The sequence below is a fragment of the Arthrobacter sp. SLBN-53 genome (genome assembly GCF_006715585.1).
GTDB lineage: Bacteria > Actinomycetota > Actinomycetes > Mycobacteriales > Mycobacteriaceae > Mycobacterium > Mycobacterium neoaurum_A.
In genome coordinates, this window is record NZ_VFNN01000001.1 from 4,008,245 (window position 1) to 4,030,048 (window position 21,804).

A 21,804-nucleotide genomic window follows, 5' to 3' on the forward strand; every position below is an offset into this window, starting at 1 on the left:
GCCGGCTCAGGCCGACCGGCGCATCCCGCGCTTGAGCAGAAGCTCCCGCTCGGATTCGGACAGACCGCCCCAGATGCCATAGGGCTCGCCGACGGCCAGCGCGTGGGTGCGGCACTGTGTGATCACCGGGCAGGTCCGGCACAGTTCCTTTGCCCGCATCTCACGCTGCGCACGGGCTCGGCCGCGTTCGCCATCGGGGTGGAAGAACATCGAGGAATCGACGCCTCGGCAGTGGCCCTTCATCTGCCAATCCCAGATGTCGGCGTTGGGTCCGGGCAGTTGCTGCGGCTGTGGCATGTCAAAACCTCTCTCTTCGAACCCATTTCGCGAGACCACCTGAGTGCGTGATCCGCGGAACTGAACCGAGTCCGTGTCGCCGATGACTGCTCGTGAACACAAGGTAGAAGCGCGGGAGAAAAATCGTCAATAGGCGACCTCACCGCGCAAACGCATAACTGCAGGGTGCGAATTTACGTCACGTTCATCATGTTCACTTGCGAGAAATCCGAAGAGTGCTTCGCGTCGGGGTGTCTGGCGCCCAACGCCTCGGTTTTCCCTGCTCGCGTCGATACGGCCGGTTTGCCACATCGTGCCCGGTTGATCTGTTCGTAACGTGGCGACCATCAAGTGTTAACCAAGGTCGAATTGGTCACGTTTTTGCCCGCATTGATAGCGTCCGAAGGCGATGGCGACCCCGATGATCACCCCTTCCGCCCTGCTGATGGACGCAGCCTTCGGCGCCCAACCGCAGCTCTGGCCGCTTCCGCAGGCGCACGATCCACAGCAGCGATGGCTGCGCGCGGTCGCCGCCGGCGGCCAGGGCCACTACGGGACCGCCTTCGCCGAACTCGACGAGATCATCCGGCAGCGCTGTGACGAGCCGACCACCGCATTGGCCTACAGCACGAGGGCGTCCTTCCTGCGACAGCTCGGGGGGCATCGCACGGCGCGCCGGTGGGACGGTCACGCGCTGGTGTCGGCCGGAACCGACCCGCAGGCGCGCGCCGACGCGCTCGTCGGGCTGGCGGCCGATGCGCTCGGAATCGGCAGGTTGGCCGCCGCTGCCCGGCTGCTGCAGCGCGCCACCGGTGAGCCCGGCGAACCCCGGCAATCCGTGCGCAGGCACTGGGTATCGGCCGAGTTGGCGATGGCGGGCGCCGACGGGCCGGCGGCGATCGGTCATGCCGAACAGGCGGTGCAGGAAGCCGACACGCTCGGGTCGGTGCGACACCGCGCCAAATCGCAGGTGGTGCTGGCCGCCGCCCTGTGCTGCACCGGTGACCTGAACGCGGCGCGTCGCGTCGCGGACGCCGCCTACACACTCACTGCCGAGTTCGGGCTGGTCCCGCTGCATTGGGCGGTCGGTTGCCTGCTCGCCGACATCGGCAGCGCCGTCGGATCGGCAGCCGCCATCGCGGCCGCGCGGGACCTGGCCGCCGAGACCATCAGAAACCGCGGCGGCGTGTGGTCGCGCCACTGAACCGTTCCACCCGGTTGCGATCGTTAATGTTTGTGTGGCGCACCCGCCCGGTTGCGTCCCATCCGTAACGCTGGAGAGATCACCCACGATGACCATTTCGGGAGAACGTCTCGATGAAGTCGTCGCTGATGCTGTGGCGGGGGACAGGGACGCTCTCAGGGTGGTCTTGGAGACCATCCGCCCGATCATCGTCCGGTACTGCCGGGCACGGATCGGGTCCGCTGAACGAAGTGGTCTGTCCGCAGACGACATTGCGCAGGAGGTGTGCTTGGCCGCCATCACGGCGTTGCCGCGTTACAGAGATCAGGGACGACCGTTCCTGGCCTTTGTGTACGGCATTGCTGCGCACAAGCTCGCCGACGCGCACCGGGCGTCGGCACGCAATCGCGCCGAGCCGACCGACAACGTGCCGGAGCGACTCTCCGGTGAGGCCGGGCCCGAACAGCTCGCGCTCGACGCCGACGCTTCGGCTCGGATGGAGAAGCTGTTGGCCATTCTGCCCGAGAAACAGCGCGAGATCCTGATCCTGCGTGTGGTGGTCGGGATGAGCGCGGAGGAGACCGCCGAGGCGGTCGGCTCCACACCCGGTGCGGTGCGGGTCGCCCAGCACCGCGCACTGGCCAAACTCAAGACACAGATTTCGGGAGGAGGGGAAGAATATGCCTGATTTCGGTCGCTGGACCGCCAACGGCGGTGACCCCTCACTCAACGACATCAACCGCGCCGATCGGTTCCTGGACGCGCTCGCGGGCGAACAACCCGTGTACTCCACCGACCGCGGCGACGCCGAACTGGCCGCCCTGCTGTCCGGCTGGCGCGACGAGGTCCGGCACGTCCCGATGGACCATGTCGTCTCGCCCTCGCAGGCCACCGCCGCACTGGTCGACGCCACCAACCGGCCGACGACCCGAAACCGCTTCGGGCTGGCCGTCGTCGGCTCCGCGGCGGCCGCCGTGCTCTGTCTCGGCGGGTTCGGCACCGCGGTGTTCGCCGCAGGCCCCGGTGACGGGCTGTACGGCATCCGCACCATGATCTTCGGCGAAGAGCGCGCCACCCGCGACGATGCCGTGGTGCTGGCCGCCCAGACCGAGCTGGCGCAAGTGCAGCAGCTCGTCGACAAAGGCCAGTGGGACCAGGCCCAGGAGAAGCTCGCCGCGCTGTCGTCGACGGTGCAGAGCGTGGGCCCGGTCGAACAGAAGCAGGACCTGATCCAGCAGTGGAATGCGTTGACCTACAAGGTCGTCGAGCAGAATCCTGCCGCGACGCTGCCGCCCCCCGGTGAGCCGATGCCGGTCCTGCCGCCGTCGCCGCTGACCCTGCTCCCGGTACCGGTGATCGAGGAGACCCTCACCACCACGCCGGGTCCCGAGGTGCCGGCCACGACGACGACCACCGAGACCACCGGGCCGTCGACCACCGCGACGACCACCGAGACCAGCCCGTCCGGTACCAGCTCCACCGAGACGAGCCCGGCCACGACGAGTCCATCCGAGGGGAGCACGTCCGAGCCTGCGACCAGCACGCCGGACGCCGCCACCACGTCGCCGGCACCGTCGAGTGCACCGACCACCACCGCGCCGGCCACGTCCTCGACGACGTCGGCACCCGCTGCGACGACGACCACTGCACCGTCGGCGGCGACGACGACCACTGCACCGGCGGCGACGACGACGGTGGCACCGACCACCAGCACCAGGACGACGGTCACCACCACCAGCACCACGGTGGCACCGCCGGCGACGAGCGCCGCACCGGAGCCGCAGCAGGAGGCGCCCGCTCAGACACCGGCGACCACGGCGCCGGCGGTCACCACCGAACTCGAGCAATCAACGTCGACGGTCGTGACGACCACCACAACGGTGCCGGCCGGCGAGGGCGGATAACCGCCGGTCAGCGGAAGCCGTCGTGCTCCGTCGTCGCCTCGTTCAGCGATGCGTCGGCGTAGCCGCGGCAGTAATCCCAGGTGACGTAGGCGTCGGGCTCGGGATCGTAGGCAGGCTCGTGCGGGCGGACCGTGCCGTCGACCAGCAGCTGCAGCAAGTTGGCCCGCAGCATGTCCCAGTCGTGATAGTGATCCTGCTGGCAATCGTCGCAGCAGACGACCAGACCGCGAATGCCCTTGTGCGCCAACAGTGCTTCATACACCGCCAGATCGGCCAGATCAGCTTCGACGGCGCTGCGCTCCTGCGGGTCGAGTGGGAGACCGGGCTCGATCGCATCAAGAGCCGCCGAAGGATCGGACGGGTCATCGGCGAACGGGTCAGGTGGCAGGCCCGGCGGGAGGTCATCACGCACGGATCTAGCCTACGCAGCCGCGCTGGCTTCGCGCCACCGGTTGCGCGGCGTGCCGCGCCCGGGCCGAGCCTGGAGGTCATTGCCGATAGGATGGCCTCTTAGATTCACGACTGTTGCTAGTGGAGGCTCCACCCATGTCGATCGCTGAAAGCAGCGTCCCGCTCGCCTTACCGGTCCCTACCGGCGGTGACGATCCGACCAAGATCGCAATGCTGGGCCTCACCTTCGATGACGTGCTGCTGTTACCGGCCGCGTCCGATGTCGTGCCCGCCAACGTCGACACGTCCAGTCAGCTCACCAAGCGCATCCGGTTGCGGGTGCCGCTGGTCAGCTCGGCAATGGACACCGTCACCGAGTCGCGGATGGCCATCGCGATGGCTCGCGCCGGCGGTATGGGCGTGTTGCATCGCAATCTGTCGATCGCCGAGCAGGCCGGACAGGTCGAGACCGTCAAGCGGTCCGAGGCCGGCATGGTCACCGACCCGGTGACCTGCTCGCCGGACAACACCCTCGCCGAGGTCGACGCCATGTGCGCGCGCTTCCGCATCTCCGGTCTGCCCGTGGTCGATTCGGCGGGCGCACTGGTCGGGATCATCACCAACCGGGACATGCGCTTCGAGGTGGACCAGTCCAAGCCGGTCTCGGAGGTGATGACCAAGGCGCCGCTGATCACCGCCCACGCCGGGGTCTCGGCCGAGGCCGCGCTGGGGCTGCTGCGCAGACACAAGATCGAGAAGCTGCCGATCGTCGACGGCAACGGCAAGCTGACCGGACTGATCACGGTCAAGGATTTCGTCAAGACCGAGCAGTTCCCGCTTTCGACCAAGGACCGCGACGGGCGGCTGCTCGTCGGCGCCGCCGTCGGTATCGGCGACGACGCCTGGACGCGCGCCATGACTCTGGCCGACGCCGGTGTCGATGTGCTGATCGTCGACACCGCGCACGCGCACAACCGGCTGGTGCTCGATATGGTGAGCCGGCTCAAGGCCGCCGTGGGTGAGCGGGTCGACGTGGTCGGCGGCAACGTCGCGACACGCGCCGCCGCAGCCGCGTTGTGCGATGCGGGCGCCGACGCGGTCAAGGTCGGCGTCGGCCCCGGCTCGATCTGCACCACACGCGTCGTCGCCGGTGTCGGAGCGCCCCAGATCACCGCCATCCTGGAAGCCGTCGCCGCCTGCTCGCGCAAGGGCGTGCCCGTCATCGCCGACGGTGGCCTGCAGTACTCCGGTGATATCGCCAAAGCGCTGGCCGCCGGCGCCTCCACCGCCATGCTCGGATCCCTGCTCGCGGGCACGGCGGAATCCCCGGGCGATCTGATCTTCGTCAACGGCAAGCAGTTCAAGAGCTACCGCGGGATGGGCTCGCTGGGTGCCATGCAGACCCGCGGACCGCAGAAGAGCTTCTCCAAGGACCGCTACTTCCAGGACGATGTGCTCTCCGAGGACAAGCTGGTGCCCGAGGGCATCGAGGGCCGGGTGCCGTTCCGCGGACCGCTGTCCACGGTGATCCATCAGCTGACCGGCGGGTTGCGTGCCGCGATGGGCTACACGGGTTCGGACACCATCGAGCATCTTCAGCAGGCGCAGTTCGTGCAGATCACCGCGGCCGGGCTCAAGGAGAGCCACCCGCATGACATCACGATGACTGTCGAAGCCCCGAACTACTACGCCAGATAAGGCGCCCGATCAGGCCCGAAAGGGGCTTTCCACATGCGTGACATGGTCGAAATCGGCATGGGCAGAACCGCCCGCCGCACCTACGAACTCGACGACATCAACATCGTCCCGTCCCGGCGCACCCGGTCGTCCAAGGACGTCTCGACGGGCTGGCAACTCGACGCCTATCGGTTCGAGATCCCGGTCGTCGCACACCCCACCGACGCGCTGGTGTCGGTCGAGTTCGCCATCGAGATGGGCAAGCAGGGTGGGCTCGGTGTGCTCAACGGTGAGGGCCTGATCGGTCGGCACGCCGATGTCGAGGCCAAGATCGCCCAGGTCACCGATGTTGCGGCCGGGGCGTCCGATGAATCCGCCGCGATCCGGCTGCTGCAGGAACTGCACGCCGCACCATTGGACCCCGAACTGTTGGGGGCCGCGGTCGCGCGCATCCGGGAGTCCGGGGTGACCACGGCGGTGCGGGTTAGTCCGCAGAACGCCGCCGCGCTGACGCCCTCGCTGGTGGCGGCCGGGCTGGACCTGCTGGTCATCCAGGGCACCATCATCTCGGCCGAGCGCGTCGCCAAGGACCACGACGACGCGGGCGAGCCACTCAACCTCAAGACCTTCATCTCCGAGCTCGACGTGCCGGTGGTGGCCGGTGGCGTACTCGATCACCGCACCGCACTGCACCTGATGCGCACCGGAGCCGCCGGCGTCATCGTCGGGTACGGGTCCACCTCGGGGGTCACCACCTCCGACGAGGTGCTGGGCATCAGCGTGCCGATGGCCACCGCGATCGCGGATGCCGCGGCAGCCCGGCGCGAGTATCTCGACGAGACCGGCGGCCGCTATGTGCACGTACTGGCCGACGGAGATATCCATACCTCCGGCGACCTGGCCAAGGCGATCGCCTGCGGCGCCGACGCGGTGGTGCTGGGCACGCCGTTGGCGGTGGCCGAAGAGGCCCAGGGCGGTGGCTGGTTCTGGCCTTCGGCCGCGGCGCATCCGTCCTTGCCGCGCGGCGCACTCCTGCAGGTCGGCCTGGGGGAGCGCCCGCCGCTGTCGAAGGTGCTCAACGGTCCCTCCGATGATCCGTTCGGTTCGCTGAACCTCGTCGGCGGGCTCCGCCGCTCGATGGCCAAGGCGGGCTACTGCGATCTCAAGGAATTCCAGAAGGTCGGTCTGACCGTCGACGCGTAGTCGGTCGGGCGGCCGGCGGACGGGATCGCGCAACCACATCGCGCAACCACATCGCGCAACCACGAGTCTTTACAAGTGAGGTCTTTACAAGTTAGGCCTCCCTGTCTAGCTAGTTACCCGTCGGTAGTCCCATAATGGTCGGATGAAGCCTGACTATGACGTCTTGATCATCGGTTCGGGATTCGGCGGCAGCGTCAGCGCGCTGCGCCTCACCGAAAAGGGCTATCGGGTCGGCGTACTCGAAGCCGGCCGGCGATTCGCCGATGAGGACTTCGCGAAGACCTCGTGGAACCTGCGCAAATTCCTGTGGGCGCCGCAGTTCGGTATGTACGGCATCCAACGCATCCACCTGCTGCGCAACGTCATGATCCTGGCGGGTGCGGGTGTCGGCGGCGGATCGCTGAACTACGCCAACACTCTCTATGTCCCGCCGGCGCCGTTCTTCAACGATCCGCAGTGGAAGGACATCACCGACTGGCAGGCCGAGTTGATGCCGCATTACGACCAGGCCAAGCGGATGCTCGGTGTGGTCACCAACCCCACCTTCACCGATGCCGACCGGATCATGAAGGAGGTCGCCGAGGACATGGGCGTCGGGCATACCTTCGTGCCCACCCCGGTCGGGGTGTTCTTCGGTCCGGACGGTGAGAAGACGCCCGGCAAGACCGTGCCCGACCCGTACTTCGGTGGGGTCGGTCCGGCCCGCACCGGCTGCATCGAGTGCGGTGAGTGCATGACGGGCTGCCGGCACGGCGCCAAGAACACCCTGCTGAAGAACTATCTCGGGCTGGCCGAGCGGGCCGGCGCGCAGGTGCACCCCCTCACCTCGGTGCGGGAGTTCTCGCAGCGGCCCGACGGCGTCTGGGAGGTGCACACCGTGCGCACCGGGGGCAAGCTGCGGCGCCGGAAGAAGACCTTCACCGCCAACCACCTGATCCTCGCGGCAGGCACCTACGGCACCCAGAAGCTGCTGTTCCGGATGAAGGACCGGGGGAAGCTGCCCGGCTTGTCCGACCGGCTCGGCGTGCTCACCCGGACCAACTCCGAATCCATCGTCGGCGCCGGGCGACTCACCGTCGGTGACGACCTGAACCTCACCCACGGGGTGGCGATCACCTCGTCGATCCACCCGACGGCCGACACGCACGTCGAACCCTGCCGATACGGCAAGGGCTCGAACGCGATGGGTCTGCTGCAGACGCTGATGACCGATGGCACCGGGCCGGAGGGCACCGACGTGCCGCGCTGGAAGCAACTGCTGGAAACCGCGCGCAACGACCGTCGCGGCACCCTGCGCCTGCTCAACCCGCGCAGGTGGAGCGAACGCACCATGATTGCGCTGGTCATGCAGCACCTGGACAACTCCATCACCACGTTCAGCCGCAAGACCTGGTTCGGCTACCGCATGCTCGACAGCAAGCAGGGCCATGGTCTACCCAATCCGACCTGGATCCCGGCAGGTAACGAGGTGACCCGACGGATCGCCGAGAAGATCGACGGGGTCGCCGGCGGCACCTGGGGCGAGCTGTTCAACATTCCGCTGACCGCCCACTTCCTCGGTGGTGCAGCCATCGGCGACAGCCCGGAGCACGGCGTCATCGACCCCTACCAACGGGTCTACAACTATCCGACGCTCTACGTCGCCGACGGTGCGGCCATCTCGGCGAACCTCGGGGTCAACCCGTCACTGTCGATCACCGCGCAGGCCGAGCGGGCCGCCGCGTTGTGGCCCAACAAGGGTGAGGCCGACCTGCGGCCCGCCCAGGGCGAGCCCTACCGACGGCTGGACCCCATCGAGCCGGTCAAGCCCGTCGTCCCGGTGGAGGCGCCCGCCGGACTGCGCCGGCTGCCCATCGAACCGGTGTCCAAGCTGTCGCCCTCGGCGTAAGCGGTGCGCGACGGTGCGCTCAGATCGACATCCTTGCGGGTTTCTCGACCTGAGCGCACCGTCGCGGCTGTGTGCGGTGGCTACTTGACGGCCGCCTCGACGCGGTCGCCGAGGTCCTTGTCGACATTGCGCCAGTATTCGAATGCGCGCTGCAGCACCGGCTCGGACACCCCGTCGGACAGATGCCCGGCGATGTTGGACACCAGCCGATCCCGGGCCGCGGCATCGAGCACATCGCGCACGAGCGTCCCGGCCTGGCCCCAGTCGTCGTCCTCGGCGTGCAGGCTGTACGCCGCCCGCACCATATCGCCGTCGGCATGCCAGAGCGCTTCGGCAGTGCGGGCCGGATCGGCCGCCGGACCGCCGTAGGAGTTCGGCGCGTACACCGGGTCGGTGACGTTGGTGACCCGCATCGCGCCGTCCTTGGAGTAGCTGTGCACCGCGGTCTTCGGCGAGTTGACCGGGATCTGCTTGTAGTTCACCCCGAGCCGATGCCGGTGGGCATCGGCATAGGCGAAGTCCCGCGCGAGCAGCATCTTGTCCGGGCTCAGTCCGGTGCCCGGCACCGCATTGTTGGGCTCGAATGCCGCCTGCTCGATCTCGGTGTGGTAGTCGGTGACGTTACGGTTGAGCGAGAGCTTTCCGACGTCGATCAAGGGATAGTCGGCGTGCGGCCACACCTTGGTCAGGTCGAACGGGTTGAACCGATAGTCCTTGGCATCCTCGAACGGCATGATCTGCACCTTGAGTGTCCAACTGGGGAACTCGCCGCGCTCGATCGCGTCGAAGAGGTCGCGTTGGTGGACATCGCCGTCCTTGCCCGCCATCTCGTCGCCCTCGTCCTGGGTGTAGAACTCGATGCCCTGATCGGACTTGAAGTGGTATTTGACCCAGAAGATCTCGCCATCGGCGTTGATCCAGCTGTAGGTGTGGCTGGAGTACCCGTTCATGTGCCGCCAGGTGCGCGGAATGCCGCGGTCACCCATCAGCCAGGTCACCTGATGCGCGGATTCCGGTGAGAGGGTCCAGAAATCCCACTGCATGTCGTGATCGCGCAGATTGTTGGCGGCGCGACGCTTCTGCGACCGGATGAAGTGCTGGAACTTGAGCGGGTCGCGGATGAAGAACACCGGGGTGTTGTTGCCGACCATGTCGAAGTTGCCGTCCTGGGTGTAGAACTTCACGGCGAATCCGCGCGGGTCGCGCCAGGTGTCCGGGCTGCCGCGCTCGCCCGCGACGGTCGAGAACCGGGCCAGCGTCTCGGTCTTCACGCCGGGTTGCAGGAAGGCGGCCTTGGTGTAGGCGCTGACATCGTTGGTGACCTCGAAGCTGCCGAACGCGCCGCCGCCCTTGGCATGGGGCTGGCGCTCCGGGATGCGTTCGCGGTTGAAGTTGGCCATCTGCTCGATCAGGTAGTGGTCCTGGAGCAGGATCGGTCCATCTCTGCCGATGGTGAGCGAATGCTCGTCGCTGGGTACGGGAATTCCGGCATCGGTGGTCGTGGGCTTGGGCTGGGTGTTGGTCACCGGGCTGTTCCTTTCGCGCATGGCTGCAGGCGTCAGGGTCGGGTACCCCACCCCGGCGGAATTGACACAGGCGTTCGTGGATCGTCGAATACCGTTCTCGGACTGAAATATTCGCGTACCCTGTGCGTCTTCCATCTCGCTGATACGATGCGAGGGACAAAGCAGTCTCTGGTTGCGCGATGGTGTTCTGCTAAGGAGTCGACGTGGGAACGGATCGCACCGACGCGCGCCACATCCGGTTGACATCGCACAGCGGTGGACCGCTGGCGCCACCCATCAGGTGGGGGGCGCCCACGGCTGCCGAGCGCGGACCGATCGTCGGTACCACCGGTAACCGCGCACATCGCAACGTGATCGGCACCCACAGCGGGTCGTACGGTGTCTACCGTGCCCTGGCCGTGGCCGCCGGGGCGTTGTCCCCGCAGCACCGCGCCGATCTCACCAACACCATGCCGACCGATGTCATCGGTCCCCACCCGCAGTGGCAGAACTCCGAGGCGATCGTCAGCCTCGATCCCTGGGGTGCGGCGGTGGCCGATGTGTTCGCCGACCAGCTGGCCGCCGATCACGACATCCGGCCGACGATCGCTGTCACCAAGGCCCACGTGATGCTGCCCGAGGTCGCCGAGGCGATGCAGAAGGGCAGGCTCGTCCCGGACGGGACGGTGCTGCTCGACGGGGGTGCCGCGGTGGTGACGAAGGTGGCCGTCGAACCGGTCTGGTATCTGCCGGGGGTTGCCGCCCGGTTCGGGTGCACCGAGGCCGCGCTGCGGCGGGCGTTGTTCGAGGAGACCGGCGGGATGTATCCCGAACTGGTCACCCGTGGCGACCTGGAGGTGTTCCTTCCCCCGATCGGCGGTCAGACGGTCTACATCTTCGGCGACCCGCGACACCTCGCCGATCCGACGGTCGAGCTGACCGCCCGGGTACACGACGAATGCAACGGTTCCGACGTGTTCGGCTCGGATATCTGCACATGTCGGCCCTACCTCACCCACGCCATCGAGGAGTGCATCGCGGGAACGCAGCGCGGCGGCGTCGGGTTGGTCGCCTACTCGCGCAAGGAAGGCCGCGCCCTCGGTGAGGTCACCAAGTTCCTGGTCTACAACGCCCGCAAACGTCAGGAGGGCGGCGACACCGCAGACCAGTACTTTGCGCGCACCGAATGCGTTGCGGGCGTGCAGGATATGCGCTTCCAGGAGCTGATGCCCGACGTCCTGCATTGGCTGGGCGTCACCCGCATCCACCGCCTGGTCTCGATGAGCAACATGAAGTACGACGCGATCACCGGATCGGGGATCAGTGTGGGGGAGCGGGTCAACATTCCCGATGAGCTGATCCCGGCCGACGCCCGTGTCGAGATCGACGCCAAGATGGCCGCCGGCTACTTCACCCCCGGCCCGGTGCCCGATGCCGACGACCTGAAGAGGACGATCGGTCGGGGGTTGGTGTGAATCCGGCGCAGACCCTGCGCAGCACCACCGAGATCCGCGCCAGGGCCGGTCATCTGCTGGCCCGCGCCCGCGCCGGTGACTCCGCGTGGTTCACCGTGCATGACGATGCGCTGCCCGGCGCGGCCGCCGAGGTTGCCGATCTGACCCTGCGCCGCTTTCCCGACCTGGACATCCCGTTCCACAGCCGGTGGCGGCACTTCGAGGCCGGCGGAGTTCGGCGAACCCTGGATCTCGACGGCCTCGACGCGGCGGGACGCGCCCGCGCGATGATCGATCTGGCGGTGGTCAGCGTCCTGCTCGACGCCGGTGCCGGGCCCGACTGGCGCTATCGGGAGGACGGCCGGGTGTTCAGCCGGTCCGAGGGGCTGGGCGTCGCCAGCTGGCACGCCTTCACCGCCGGGGTGTTCTCCTCGGACCCGGACCGGCCGCTACAGGCCGACGCGGCAGGTCTGCTCGGCCTGGACACCGCGGAACTGGCCACCGCGATGCAGGTGGGCCCGGCCAATCCGCTGGTCGGCTTCGACGGCAGGGTCGACGTGCTGCGCCGCCTCGGTGCGGCCCTGGCCGAGAGGCCCGACGCGTTCGGCGAGCCCGGTCGCCCCGGCGGACTGTACGACCTGCTGATCACCGATCCGGCGGCACCGACGATCGCCGCGCACGACATCCTTGCCGTGCTGCTTGCCACACTGTCGCCGATCTGGCCCGCTGACAACACCATCGACGGCGAACCGCTCGGGGACTGTTGGCGTCACGGTGCGGTTCCCGGCCTCGGGGCGACCGCCGGCTGGATGCCCTTCCACAAACTGTCCCAATGGCTGACCTACTCGCTGCTGGAACCGTTCACCTGGGCGGGGGTGCAGGTGACCGGCATCGACGCCCTGACCGGGTTGCCGGAGTACCGCAACGGCGGCCTGTTGCTCGACACCGGTGTGTTGACGCTGCGCGATGCGGGCTGGGCATCGCAGACCTGGGCACCGGCGGATGAGTTGGTGGTCGAATGGCGGGCCCTGACCGTCGCGTTGCTCGACGAGGTGGCCGACCTGGTGCGCGCCCGGCTGGGACTCGGGGCGGACCGGCTGCCGCTGGCCTGCGTACTGGAGGGCGGAACCTGGGCCGCAGGCCGCGAGCTGGCGCAACGGTTACGCGGCGGGCTGCCACCGTTGACCGTCAGCAGTGACGGCACCGTCTTCTGAGAATCCGAAAGGAGCGTCGATGTCCCTGCCCTCCCAGGTGCATGTGATCGACCACCCGCTGGTCACCCACAAACTGAACACCCTGCGCCAGAAGGACGTCTCCACCAACAGTTTCCGACGATTGGTCAGCGAGGTGTCGGCGCTGATGGCCTACGAGGTGTTGCGTGACATCCCGCTGCACACCGAGCAGATCGAGACGCCGCTGGAGAGCATGACCGCGAGCGTGATCGACGGCAAGAAGTTGGTGTTCGTCTCCATCCTGCGCGCCGGCGGCGGAATTCTGGACGGCATGCTGAGCCTGGTACCGAGCGCCCGGGTCGGCCATATCGGCCTCTACCGTGACCCGAAGACTCACGTCGCCGTCGAGTACTACTTCAAGGTCCCCGATGACCTTCGCGAACGCGATGTCGTCGTGGTCGATCCGATGCTGGCCACCGGACACACCGCGATCGCCGCGATAGACCGGATCAAGGAGCACAGCCCGCGTTCGGTCAAGTTCGTGTGCCTGCTCACCTGCCCGGAAGGGCTGGCCGCCCTGCACGGAGCGCACCCCGACATTCCCGTCTACACCGCGGCCATCGACCGTCAACTCGACGAACACGGCTATATCGTTCCGGGCCTCGGCGATGCCGGGGACCGGCTGTTCGGGACCTGAGCACTAGACTGTCCGGGTGGAATCAGCCTCAGTACGTCCGGTGCTTGTCATCGACTTCGGTGCGCAGTATGCCCAGCTGATCGCGCGACGGGTCCGCGAGGCGCGGGTGTTCTCCGAGGTGATCCCGCATACCGCGACCGTCGAGGAGATCAAGGCGCGCAACCCGCAGGCGATCGTGCTCTCCGGCGGGCCCGCCAGCGTCTATGCCGATGGCGCGCCACGGTTGGACCCCGCGCTGTTCGATCTGGACCTGCCGGTCTTCGGTATCTGCTACGGCTTCCAGGCCATGGCCCAGGCGCTCGGCGGCACGGTGGCCCACACCGGCACCAGCGAGTACGGCCGCACGGAGCTCAAAGTCACTGGCGGGGAACTGCATTCCGAACTCCCCGGGATCCAGCCGGTCTGGATGAGCCACGGTGACGCCGTCACCGAGGCGCCGGAGGGATTCGACGTGGTGGCGGCCAGCTCGGGAGCTCCGGTCGCGGCCTTCGAGAATCGGGCGCGGCGGCTTGCGGGCGTCCAGTACCACCCCGAGGTGCTGCATTCGCCGCACGGACAGCAGGTCCTGAGCCGGTTCCTGCACGAGTTCGCCGGAATCGGGGCCAGCTGGACCCCGGCCAATATCGCCGACCAGCTCGTGGCGCAGGTGCGCGAGCAGGTCGGCGACGGCCGCGCCATCTGTGGTCTGTCCGGTGGGGTGGACTCCGCCGTCGCCGCCGCGCTGGTGCAGCGGGCCATCGGTGACCGCTTGACCTGTGTGTTCGTCGATCACGGACTGCTGCGTTCCGGGGAGCGGGCGCAGGTGCAGCGTGACTTCGTGGCTGCCACCGGCGCCAAGCTGGTCACCGTCGACGTCGCCGACCGGTTCCTGGAGGCGTTGAGCGGGGTGACCAACCCCGAGGGCAAGCGCAAGATCATCGGCCGCGAGTTCATCAGGGCGTTCGAGGGTGCGGTCCGCGATGCCGTCGACGTATCCGGTGGCGAGGTCGACTTCCTGGTGCAGGGCACGCTCTATCCCGATGTCGTCGAGTCCGGCGGCGGCTCCGGCACCGCGAACATCAAGAGCCATCACAATGTCGGCGGACTGCCCGACGACCTGAAGTTCACCCTCGTCGAGCCGCTGCGGCTGCTGTTCAAGGACGAGGTGCGCGCGGTCGGTCGTGAGCTGGGTCTGCCCGAGGACATCGTTGCGCGGCAACCCTTCCCGGGGCCGGGACTCGGAATCCGCATCGTCGGGGAGGTGACCGCCGAGCGGCTGGACACGTTGCGACGGGCCGATGCCATCGCCCGCGAGGAGCTGACCTCGGCCGGACTGGATCACCAGATCTGGCAGTGCCCGGTGGTGCTGCTCGCCGATGTGCGGTCGGTCGGGGTGCAGGGTGACGGGCGCACCTACGGTCACCCGATCGTGTTGCGGCCGGTCTCCAGCGAGGACGCCATGACCGCGGATTGGACGCGGGTGCCCTACGAAGTGCTGGAACGCATTTCGACGCGGATCACCAACGAGGTACCCGAGGTCAACCGGGTGGTGCTCGATGTCACGAGCAAGCCGCCGGGCACCATCGAGTGGGAGTGATCGCGCTGCGCTCCTGAAACGTCCCGGCTGACGAACGGGATCTGCTAATTTGCCGTCATGGTCAATAAGTCGGTTCGTCGAGGTGTGCTCACTCTTGCCGTGTTGGCACTGCTTGGGGCCGGTTGCTCGAAGAAGGCCGCCGAGCCGACCGCCGAGCCGACCGCCGCGCCTGCCAGTTCGGTTGCGGCGGAATCGCATTCGGGCTGCAGTACGCGCGCAACGCGTCCGGTGCAGGTGCGTGTCAAGCAACAGGAGCAGGCGCCGGAACCGGAGGCCAAACCCGAACCGCCGGACGGTGTCTACGGAGACCCGGAGGCCGCGAGCCGCTACTGGGTCCAGCAGTCCCAGGGTGATTGTGGGCTGATGGCCACCCGGATGGTCATCGGCGAGGTCAACGGCAACCCACCCTCGGAGCGGGAGATGATCGATCTGGCGGCGGCCACACCCAGTGAGTGCAGTCCCGGCGAGCCCGTCTACGACGAGAGTTTCGATCCGAGCGACGGCGGCATCGGGCACGGCACCTGCACGACCGACCTGCTGCTTCTGCTCGATCACTTCGGGATCGAGGCCGACTACACCAACGATTCGGTCGCTTCCGAGGGCGGACTGGACACCGGGATGGACGCGCTGCTGGATTATCTCAACGATGACCGGCAGGCCATCGTGTGCGTCAACTCGAAGATCATCTGGGACACCGAGGGGGATCGGACCGGTTGTGGTCACCTGATCACCGTTGCGGCAGTGGATGTTCCGAACGATATCGTCTATCTGGGCGACAGTGGCGGTGATGACACGCGCGGCGAACAGGTCAGTACGGAAGTGTTCGAGCAGGCGTGGAGCGCAGGCGACCACGAGCTGTTGGTCACCGGTTGAGCTAGTCGGATTGCTGCTCGGCCTCTTTCTCGATCAGGTCGCCGAGAATCTGGCCGACCGCCGACTCGATCGTCGACTCGATGGAGAACGAGAGCGTCGAGGAGACCGCGGAGACGGCCTGGGTGCGAAACCGTACCAGCGTGGTCAGCAGTTCGGCGATCTCGGTGTCCGGCGGCAGTGCCGCACCGGGGTTGATGCGGTGCAGCACCTCCTCGATCCCCGCCTGAACCAGGATCGCGCTGATCTGGTCCACCAGCGGGGCGATCTGCTCGTGGAGACCGATGAGCTTCTCGGGTGCCACGCCGTACTGGCGGAGCTCGTTGAACGTCTCGATCAGCTTGGGGCGCACGATGATCGCCACTTCTTCGTCCTGCGCGGGGTCGGCATCCTCGATCTTGACGATCCCGAGGTCGACCATGCGGGCGAACCCGGCATCGTCGTCGACGAGGTCACGCGCATCCGACAAGCTCATCCGTTCCGGCTTCTCGGCGGCCCAGCTGCCCGCGATCGCCGATTCCAGTCCGAGCAGCTCACCCACACCCTTGCCCTGTTCCCACGCGGAGAGCATCTCGTGCACATGGGCGATGTTGTAGCCGCGATCCAGCAGCGAGGTGATCAGCCGCAACCGGGTCAGATGGGTGTCGTTGAACAGTGCGATCCGGCCCACCCGCAGCGGTGGGTGGAGCAGCCCGCGGTCACGGTAGACCCGGATGTTTCGGGTGGTGGTTCCGGCCAGCTGGGCCAGCTCCTCGATGCGGTACTCGCCGGAGGCGGCGACGCCGTGCGGTTGCACGGCGGCATCGAAGAGTTGGGTCACCGCGTTCTCGACGACATCGCGGGAACTGCGCCGGATCTGGCGCGGTGCCCGGCGCAGTCCGAGCAGAATGGTCGAGATCGCGCCTGCGGACTGCCGCGGGGGTTTGGGCGCCGTCATGCGATCGCCGTCATGAATCGGACACCCCGCATCAGTCGAAGATACCTCCCGGCCTCAGCCGACGGCGCGGACCGCGTTTCGTTGCAGCGCCTCGGTGATGAAGGCCGTGATGATGCGCATCGCCGGTACCGCCTCGGGGGCGAGTCTCGGCAGGGCCTGGAAGACGTGCACCTGGTCGGGCCATATCTGCAGTTCGCTGGTGCCACCGGCGGCACGGATATCGGCGTGCAGGGTGCGGGCATCGGATTGCAACATCTCCGCGCCGCCGGCCTGGATCAGCGACGGTGGCATCCGCCGGCCGCCCGCGACGTCGAGAGTCAACCGAACGTCGGCGACGTCCGCCTCGGCGCAGTACAAGTTGATCAGCCGGGCGGCGTCGGCGGCGCGGATGGCGGGATCGGCACGCAACACCTCCCGAGTGCGCGCCAATCCGAAGGTCAGGTCGACCAGTGGCGAGAGCAGCACCATGGCGGCCGGATGCGGCACGTCGGCCTGGAGCAGCATGTCGACGGTCAGGTGACCCCCTGCGGAGTCCCCGGCGATCACCATCTGGGCCGGGTCGAATCCGCCCTCGGTACACAGCCAGTCCCATCCCGCGCGCACATCGTCGGCGGCGGTGGGGAAGCGGTGTTTCGGCGCCAGTCGATAGTCGACGCAGAACACCGGCAGCCCGGTGAGTCGGGCCAGCCAGCCGGTCAGTCGGCGGTGCGTGCGCGGGGAGCACAGCGCGTAACCGCTGCCGTGCACGTAATAGATGGCTTGGTGTGCCGTGCGGTCGGAACCCTTGGAGCCGTGCACCCATTCGCCGACCACACGCCGGCCGTCGGCCAGCCGGATGTCGACGGGCTCGGCCTCGACACCGTGCAATGACGGTCCGAAGGTGTCCATGACGCGTGCGATGATCTGCCGGGACGCCCACAGTCCCCACGCTCGTTCGGGTGGGAGAACCGCGCTGATCTGCCGCAGGGTGAGGCAGCTGATGGCCGCGGCACCGCGGGATCGCAGCGAACCGCGGGTGGGGAGAGCGTGGTCGGGCATCCGGACCTCCGTGGTGGGAACGTCCGACGAGTACACCGTCAATTGGTGACATTTGTCAATGTCACAATCTCGCGTGTGGGCGGTTACCGGGGTGGGTCGCCGCGCCAGCTGAAGCTGTTGACGTACTTGCCCATGTCCAAGGCAAGCTGCAGGTTCGCCGCCGACGGTTTGCCCGACCCGAAATCGGGGCCGAATGCGCGATATGGGCCGATGGCACCCGCGACCAACGCGAGGTCGTTCTTGACCGCGACCATGACGATGATGCGCATCCTGGCCGAGCTGCTCATTGCGCCCTGCGGCCAGTAGTCGGCGGCCATCCCGTAGCCGAGCTGGTATCCGACCATCGTGTTGGGGATCTCGTAGGCGGCCTGGGTATCGGGGAAGGTCTTGTTCACCAGATCGACCGCGATGTCCTTCGGTCCGCGTCCGGCGGCCGGTTCACTGAACAACTGCATGGTGCCGCCGTCGCCGGCCTGCAGCACCGCGGTGATCCCGTTCGGATTCTTGGTGACCCGGTAGGCCGCATTCTCGACCGGGTAGGACACCGAGAACGATCCGTCGGCGGCGGTGAACCTCGGGTTGATCTCCACCCCCCTACCCATCGGCGGGCTGCCGCAATCGGGCGGACAGGCGTAGCGGGCGGCGGGTTCGGTGATCAGTCCGGAAAGCCCGACCAGGCCCGAGGCGACCACCACGATGACGGTGCCGAGGATCAACGACACGTTGCGGAACGACGTCTTGGGCGGTTCGGTGACCGTGAAATCACCGGTGTAGAGCGAGTATCCGGGCATCAGTCCCACCACGATCTCGCCGTCGGCGGGTTTCTCCTCGAGCCTGATCGGCCGTTCCTCGCGGCGGGTCCGCCGCGAGCGGCGCGAGGATGCGTGCATGGCCGCACCGCACCGGGCGCAGAACGGTGCGTCCGGCACGACGTGGTTGCATTCGGTGCACAGGATCGGCTCGTCGGGGCGGATCTCGTCCTGGGCCTCGTTGAGAAGCGCGAGTTGTAATCCGATCCGCAGCGCGAACAGCGCGAGCACGGAGAGCGTGAGATGACCGGCCAATTGCAGGAACTGGGGGACACGTGCGACGTCGACCAGGCCGAGGGACAGGTAGATGACGTTGACGATGACCGCGAACAGGATGAGGATCCCGCGGACCACGCCGCGGTGCTTGGTGATCTTGCTCGGTGGCCGGGTGAACCACAGCGCGATACCGATCAACCCGCCGACCGCGGCGGCGGTCAGGGGCATCGCGATACCGCGGATGCCGGCTTCGACCAGCAACCCGTCCAGTGGCCGGGAACGGTTGATCATGCCGGTGCTGAACTGGGGCGCCAGCCGGGTCAGGGTGGCCGCGGCGGTGAACGTGACGGCACTCAGCGCCCCGATGGCGTAGCCGTCCAAGGATTCCCGGTCACCACGCCAGGACAGCCGGACAGCCACCGCCGGTGCCAGCATGAGCAGCATGCTGCCCAGCGGGATACCCATGCCGTCGCGCAGGATCCGCGCACCGGCGACACCGGCCCCGAGTGGCACACCGTAGGCGCGGGCCACCGCCGCACCGGTCAGCAGCACCCACCCCACGCCGAGTCCGATGGCGAGCACGACGGTGAGTATGAGCGATGAACGCGGGATATCGCGGGAGACCCCGGATTCGTGGATGTACAGACCGAACAGCAACGGCAGCCCGAGGGAGGCCACCGTGATCAGTGCGGCGGGCATCCGCAACAGGGTGGCCGCGGTGAGGGCGACGGCCAACAGCACCAGCCCCATCAGGAACACCCGGCGTGCCCGTGGCGAGAGGTGCGGGAACAACGAACTCGTCAGCGCGGGGGACAACAGCGATTGTCCGGGTGCCGCGCTGAAAGTACGCGCGCGCAGCCAGTGCGGACCTTCACCGCTACGGTGCTCGGCGAGCGGGACGCCGCACAAACCGCAGTATTCGCCGTCCGGTACGTCGACCCGGCAGACCCGGCACTCCACCATCCCCGGCGCGGGTGCGGTAGCGGTCATCAGGCCTGGACTTTCTGTGCCAGTTGGAGATTGCGGACCAGATTGTCGACATCGGGACTGCCCAGTCCGGTGACCAGGTCATACCCGGGGCCGGCGACGTCGACGGCATTGCCGCCGAGGGTGATGTCGCGGAAGGCGGGTCGGGGCGCGCCCTCGGCGATGCGATAGAGCAGTGGGTTGATATCGCCGATCAGCTGGCCGTCGTGTTCGAGCAGCCACTGGTTCATCACCGCGGTCAGCCCGGCCCAGATGGGCGCCGATTGCGAGGTGCCACCACCGGTGACGAACTGACCGTTGAGCACGATCTTGACTCCGGTGAACGGATCGGCCACGGCGGCGACGTCGGGCGTCATCCGGCGGCCGATATCACGTTCCGGCGCAACGAGTCCGACTGCGCTGCGCTGCCAGGGCGGCAGATCGAAGAGGTTGGAGACCCCGCCGCCGGTGCCCTGGGACAGCGGAACATCGAACCAGGTCTGCTCGGAGATCCATTGGCCTTGGGCATCGGTGGACAAGGTGGTGCCGCCGACACTGGTCATCTCGGGAAGTGAGGCGATCGAATCGAGGCCGATGTCCTGGGCGCTCGGTGGTGAAGACCAGTCCTGTCCGCCGCGGCATTCCATCCCGGCGAGATCACCGCTGGCATTGAAGGCGGTGGTGCCGCGCGATTGCGCCGCGCGCAGTGCCGAACGCACCGGGGCCACGTCCGCGGCGGTGATCAGCTTGTCGCAACCCCAGCCGATGGAGAAACTCCAGACCGCGCCGGGGAATCGGCGGTCGGTGTCTTCGAGCATCTCGCCGATCTTGCGGTAACCGCCCCCGCCCTGGACGGTCGGATGCGCATTGACCACGACCTTGCGGGCGTCTGGAGCAATGGCGTGTGCGACTTGTAGGTCCATTGACAATTCGCCGCGTGTTTCACCGGGCATTCCGCCGATGATCTCCGGCGTGAATTGCGGCAATTCGAATGCAGAACTGAATTTGTCCAGATCGGATTGATTGAATCCGTCGAAGGCAAAGATGACAATGGTGATTCCCTTGCCGGTGAACCCGTCTGCCGCGAGATCGTCTGCGTTGTAGGTGTTCAGCAGCGCGGCCGGTGTCAGGCCCTGGGCGGGAACGTCGAGTGGGATGTGATCGGGGCGCGACATCTTGTGTGGGGTGTAGCTCAGGATGCGGCCGATCTCGGCGACCTCGTGGCGCAGTTGGTTGGGCACCAGCGGTTGCTGCGGGGAGGCATAGAACTGCTGACCGCGGCGGCCGCGGTAGTCGCGCACGGAAACATCGAAGGCGCGCTCCACGTCTCCGGGCGCGCCCGTGACGATCGCCCAGTCGTCGCCGGGGCGCCACTGGACCTCGAGGGCCCGGTCGGCAGCCCAGTCGATGAACGCGTCCGGTTCGGCATCGTCGGTGAGGCTGGCGGTGAACTCGATGTGCTGTTCACGGGCCGGCCCGAGATCGGTCGAGGCTTCCAACAGCGAGGCGTAAGGGCCGTCGATGGGGCCGTTGGTCCCGTCGTCGCCGACATGCCTACGGTCCAGGACCAAGGTCGTGCCGAGGACGAGCATGCCTGCCAAGGCCAACGCGGCCAGCGAGCGAACCGAAGAAGCAGCCCGAAAGGTCATGGTTGAAGTGTGCTCGCTAAAAGTGGGTTCTCAACGGAAAGCGGGCCCAGAAAAGATCTGGACCCGCTTTCCGCGTGGGTGGGTCAGTCGTGGTAGTTCGGGTCGAACTGCGGGGCCGTCGGCGGCGGGGTGAAGACGGTGATGCCGGGGTTGACCGACTTCTCGGTGGGCGCCACGGTGGGCTCCGTCGTGGTGGTCGTCGTCGTGGTGGTGGTTTCTTCGGCAGGCTTGTCGCTGTCGCTGCTGCACGCGGCGGTGAAGCCGATCATCGCGAAGATGGCGGCACCACCAATCGCAGCCGAAACCTTACGACTCAGAAGCGTTGATGCCATTTCTTTCGGTCCTTTTCCTTTTCCATCGGGGTGGATCCTCGGTCGGCGCGTGGTTCGCGAAA

19 protein-coding genes are annotated in these 21,804 nt (G+C 67.4%); 11 read left to right on the top strand and 8 right to left on the bottom strand.

The annotated features are described in order from the left end of the window. Positions 1-6: 6 nt before the first annotated feature. Positions 7-297: a WhiB family transcriptional regulator gene (locus FBY28_RS19270; protein WP_019510201.1), complete on the bottom strand. Its 291-nt coding sequence runs from the start codon at positions 295-297 to the stop codon at positions 7-9. Between the two features lie 400 nt (positions 298-697). Between FBY28_RS19270 and FBY28_RS19275 the strand changes: the two genes are divergently transcribed. The 3 genes from FBY28_RS19275 (at position 698) to FBY28_RS19285 (ending at position 3,363) form a co-directional block, all read left to right on the top strand. Then, positions 698-1,480, top strand: coding sequence for a hypothetical protein (locus FBY28_RS19275; protein WP_216847821.1), 783 nt, complete (start codon positions 698-700; stop codon positions 1,478-1,480). Positions 1,481-1,568: 88 nt separating this feature from the next. Then, positions 1,569-2,147 (top strand): sigma-70 family RNA polymerase sigma factor, encoded by a 579-nt coding sequence (locus tag FBY28_RS19280; protein WP_141868950.1) that lies wholly within the window; start codon positions 1,569-1,571, stop codon positions 2,145-2,147. Further along, entirely contained in the window at positions 2,140-3,363 is a 1,224-nt protein-coding gene (locus FBY28_RS19285) for an anti-sigma-D factor RsdA (RefSeq protein ID WP_141868951.1), read from the top strand. Before FBY28_RS19280 ends, FBY28_RS19285 begins: the two co-directional genes overlap by 8 nt. Positions 3,364-3,370: 7 nt before the next feature. Here the strand turns inward: FBY28_RS19285 and FBY28_RS19290 are convergent, their stop codons facing one another. Next, positions 3,371-3,775 (bottom strand): DUF5319 domain-containing protein, encoded by a 405-nt coding sequence (locus FBY28_RS19290; protein ID WP_023985376.1) that lies wholly within the window; start codon positions 3,773-3,775, stop codon positions 3,371-3,373. Between the two features lie 134 nt (positions 3,776-3,909). Between FBY28_RS19290 and guaB the strand changes: the two genes are divergently transcribed. The 3 genes from guaB (at position 3,910) to FBY28_RS19305 (ending at position 8,521) form a co-directional block, all read left to right on the top strand. Further along, positions 3,910-5,451, top strand: coding sequence for an IMP dehydrogenase (gene guaB / locus FBY28_RS19295; RefSeq protein WP_141868952.1), 1,542 nt, complete (start codon positions 3,910-3,912; stop codon positions 5,449-5,451). Between the two features lie 33 nt (positions 5,452-5,484). Beyond that, positions 5,485-6,633 carry a GuaB3 family IMP dehydrogenase-related protein gene (locus FBY28_RS19300; protein ID WP_141868953.1) on the top strand — a complete coding sequence of 383 codons (1,149 nt, stop codon included), beginning with the start codon at positions 5,485-5,487 and terminating at the stop codon, positions 6,631-6,633. Between the two features lie 142 nt (positions 6,634-6,775). After that, on the top strand, positions 6,776-8,521 hold the full coding sequence (locus tag FBY28_RS19305) for an FAD-dependent oxidoreductase (protein ID WP_141868954.1): 1,746 nt from the start codon (positions 6,776-6,778) through the stop codon (positions 8,519-8,521). An 80-nt stretch (positions 8,522-8,601) separates the two neighbouring features. Here FBY28_RS19305 and FBY28_RS19310 read toward each other — a convergent pair whose 3' ends face one another. Continuing rightward, positions 8,602-10,068: a catalase gene (locus tag FBY28_RS19310; protein WP_141868955.1), complete on the bottom strand. Its 1,467-nt coding sequence runs from the start codon at positions 10,066-10,068 to the stop codon at positions 8,602-8,604. Positions 10,069-10,250: 182 nt separating this feature from the next. Between FBY28_RS19310 and FBY28_RS19315 the strand changes: the two genes are divergently transcribed. The 5 genes from FBY28_RS19315 to FBY28_RS19335 are packed head-to-tail and all read left to right on the top strand — an operon-like array spanning position 10,251 to position 15,798. After that, a complete protein-coding gene (locus tag FBY28_RS19315; RefSeq protein ID WP_141868956.1) occupies positions 10,251-11,501 on the top strand; it encodes a GTP cyclohydrolase II in 1,251 nt (416 codons plus the stop codon). Beyond that, the gene (locus FBY28_RS19320; protein ID WP_141868957.1) at positions 11,498-12,694 is read left to right on the top strand and encodes a URC4/urg3 family protein; all 1,197 of its coding nucleotides are present in this window, start codon (positions 11,498-11,500) and stop codon (positions 12,692-12,694) included. The genes FBY28_RS19315 and FBY28_RS19320 overlap by 4 nt, the downstream gene beginning before the upstream one ends. Positions 12,695-12,713: 19 nt before the next feature. Further along, entirely contained in the window at positions 12,714-13,349 is a 636-nt protein-coding gene (upp, locus tag FBY28_RS19325; RefSeq protein ID WP_036459869.1) for a uracil phosphoribosyltransferase, read from the top strand. Positions 13,350-13,365: 16 nt separating this feature from the next. Beyond that, on the top strand, positions 13,366-14,925 hold the full coding sequence (gene guaA, locus FBY28_RS19330) for a glutamine-hydrolyzing GMP synthase (protein ID WP_036459871.1): 1,560 nt from the start codon (positions 13,366-13,368) through the stop codon (positions 14,923-14,925). 57 nt (positions 14,926-14,982) lie between these two features. Beyond that, positions 14,983-15,798: a hypothetical protein gene (locus FBY28_RS19335; protein WP_141868958.1), complete on the top strand. Its 816-nt coding sequence runs from the start codon at positions 14,983-14,985 to the stop codon at positions 15,796-15,798. 1 nt (position 15,799) lies between these two features. Here FBY28_RS19335 and FBY28_RS19340 read toward each other — a convergent pair whose 3' ends face one another. The 5 genes from FBY28_RS19340 to FBY28_RS19360 form a co-directional block, all read right to left on the bottom strand. Beyond that, the gene (locus tag FBY28_RS19340) at positions 15,800-16,732 is read right to left on the bottom strand and encodes a MerR family transcriptional regulator (protein WP_036459874.1); all 933 of its coding nucleotides are present in this window, start codon (positions 16,730-16,732) and stop codon (positions 15,800-15,802) included. A gap of 54 nt (positions 16,733-16,786) precedes the next feature. Then, the gene (locus FBY28_RS19345) at positions 16,787-17,770 is read right to left on the bottom strand and encodes an alpha/beta hydrolase (protein WP_141868959.1); all 984 of its coding nucleotides are present in this window, start codon (positions 17,768-17,770) and stop codon (positions 16,787-16,789) included. A gap of 83 nt (positions 17,771-17,853) precedes the next feature. After that, entirely contained in the window at positions 17,854-19,785 is a 1,932-nt protein-coding gene (locus tag FBY28_RS19350; protein ID WP_216847822.1) for a DUF2339 domain-containing protein, read from the bottom strand. Next, the gene (locus FBY28_RS19355; RefSeq protein WP_141868960.1) at positions 19,785-21,410 is read right to left on the bottom strand and encodes a S53 family peptidase; all 1,626 of its coding nucleotides are present in this window, start codon (positions 21,408-21,410) and stop codon (positions 19,785-19,787) included. Before FBY28_RS19355 ends, FBY28_RS19350 begins: the two co-directional genes overlap by 1 nt. Before the next feature lie 83 nt (positions 21,411-21,493). Further along, a complete protein-coding gene (locus FBY28_RS19360) occupies positions 21,494-21,742 on the bottom strand; it encodes a hypothetical protein (RefSeq protein WP_030134623.1) in 249 nt (82 codons plus the stop codon). Positions 21,743-21,804: the final 62 nt, after the last annotated feature.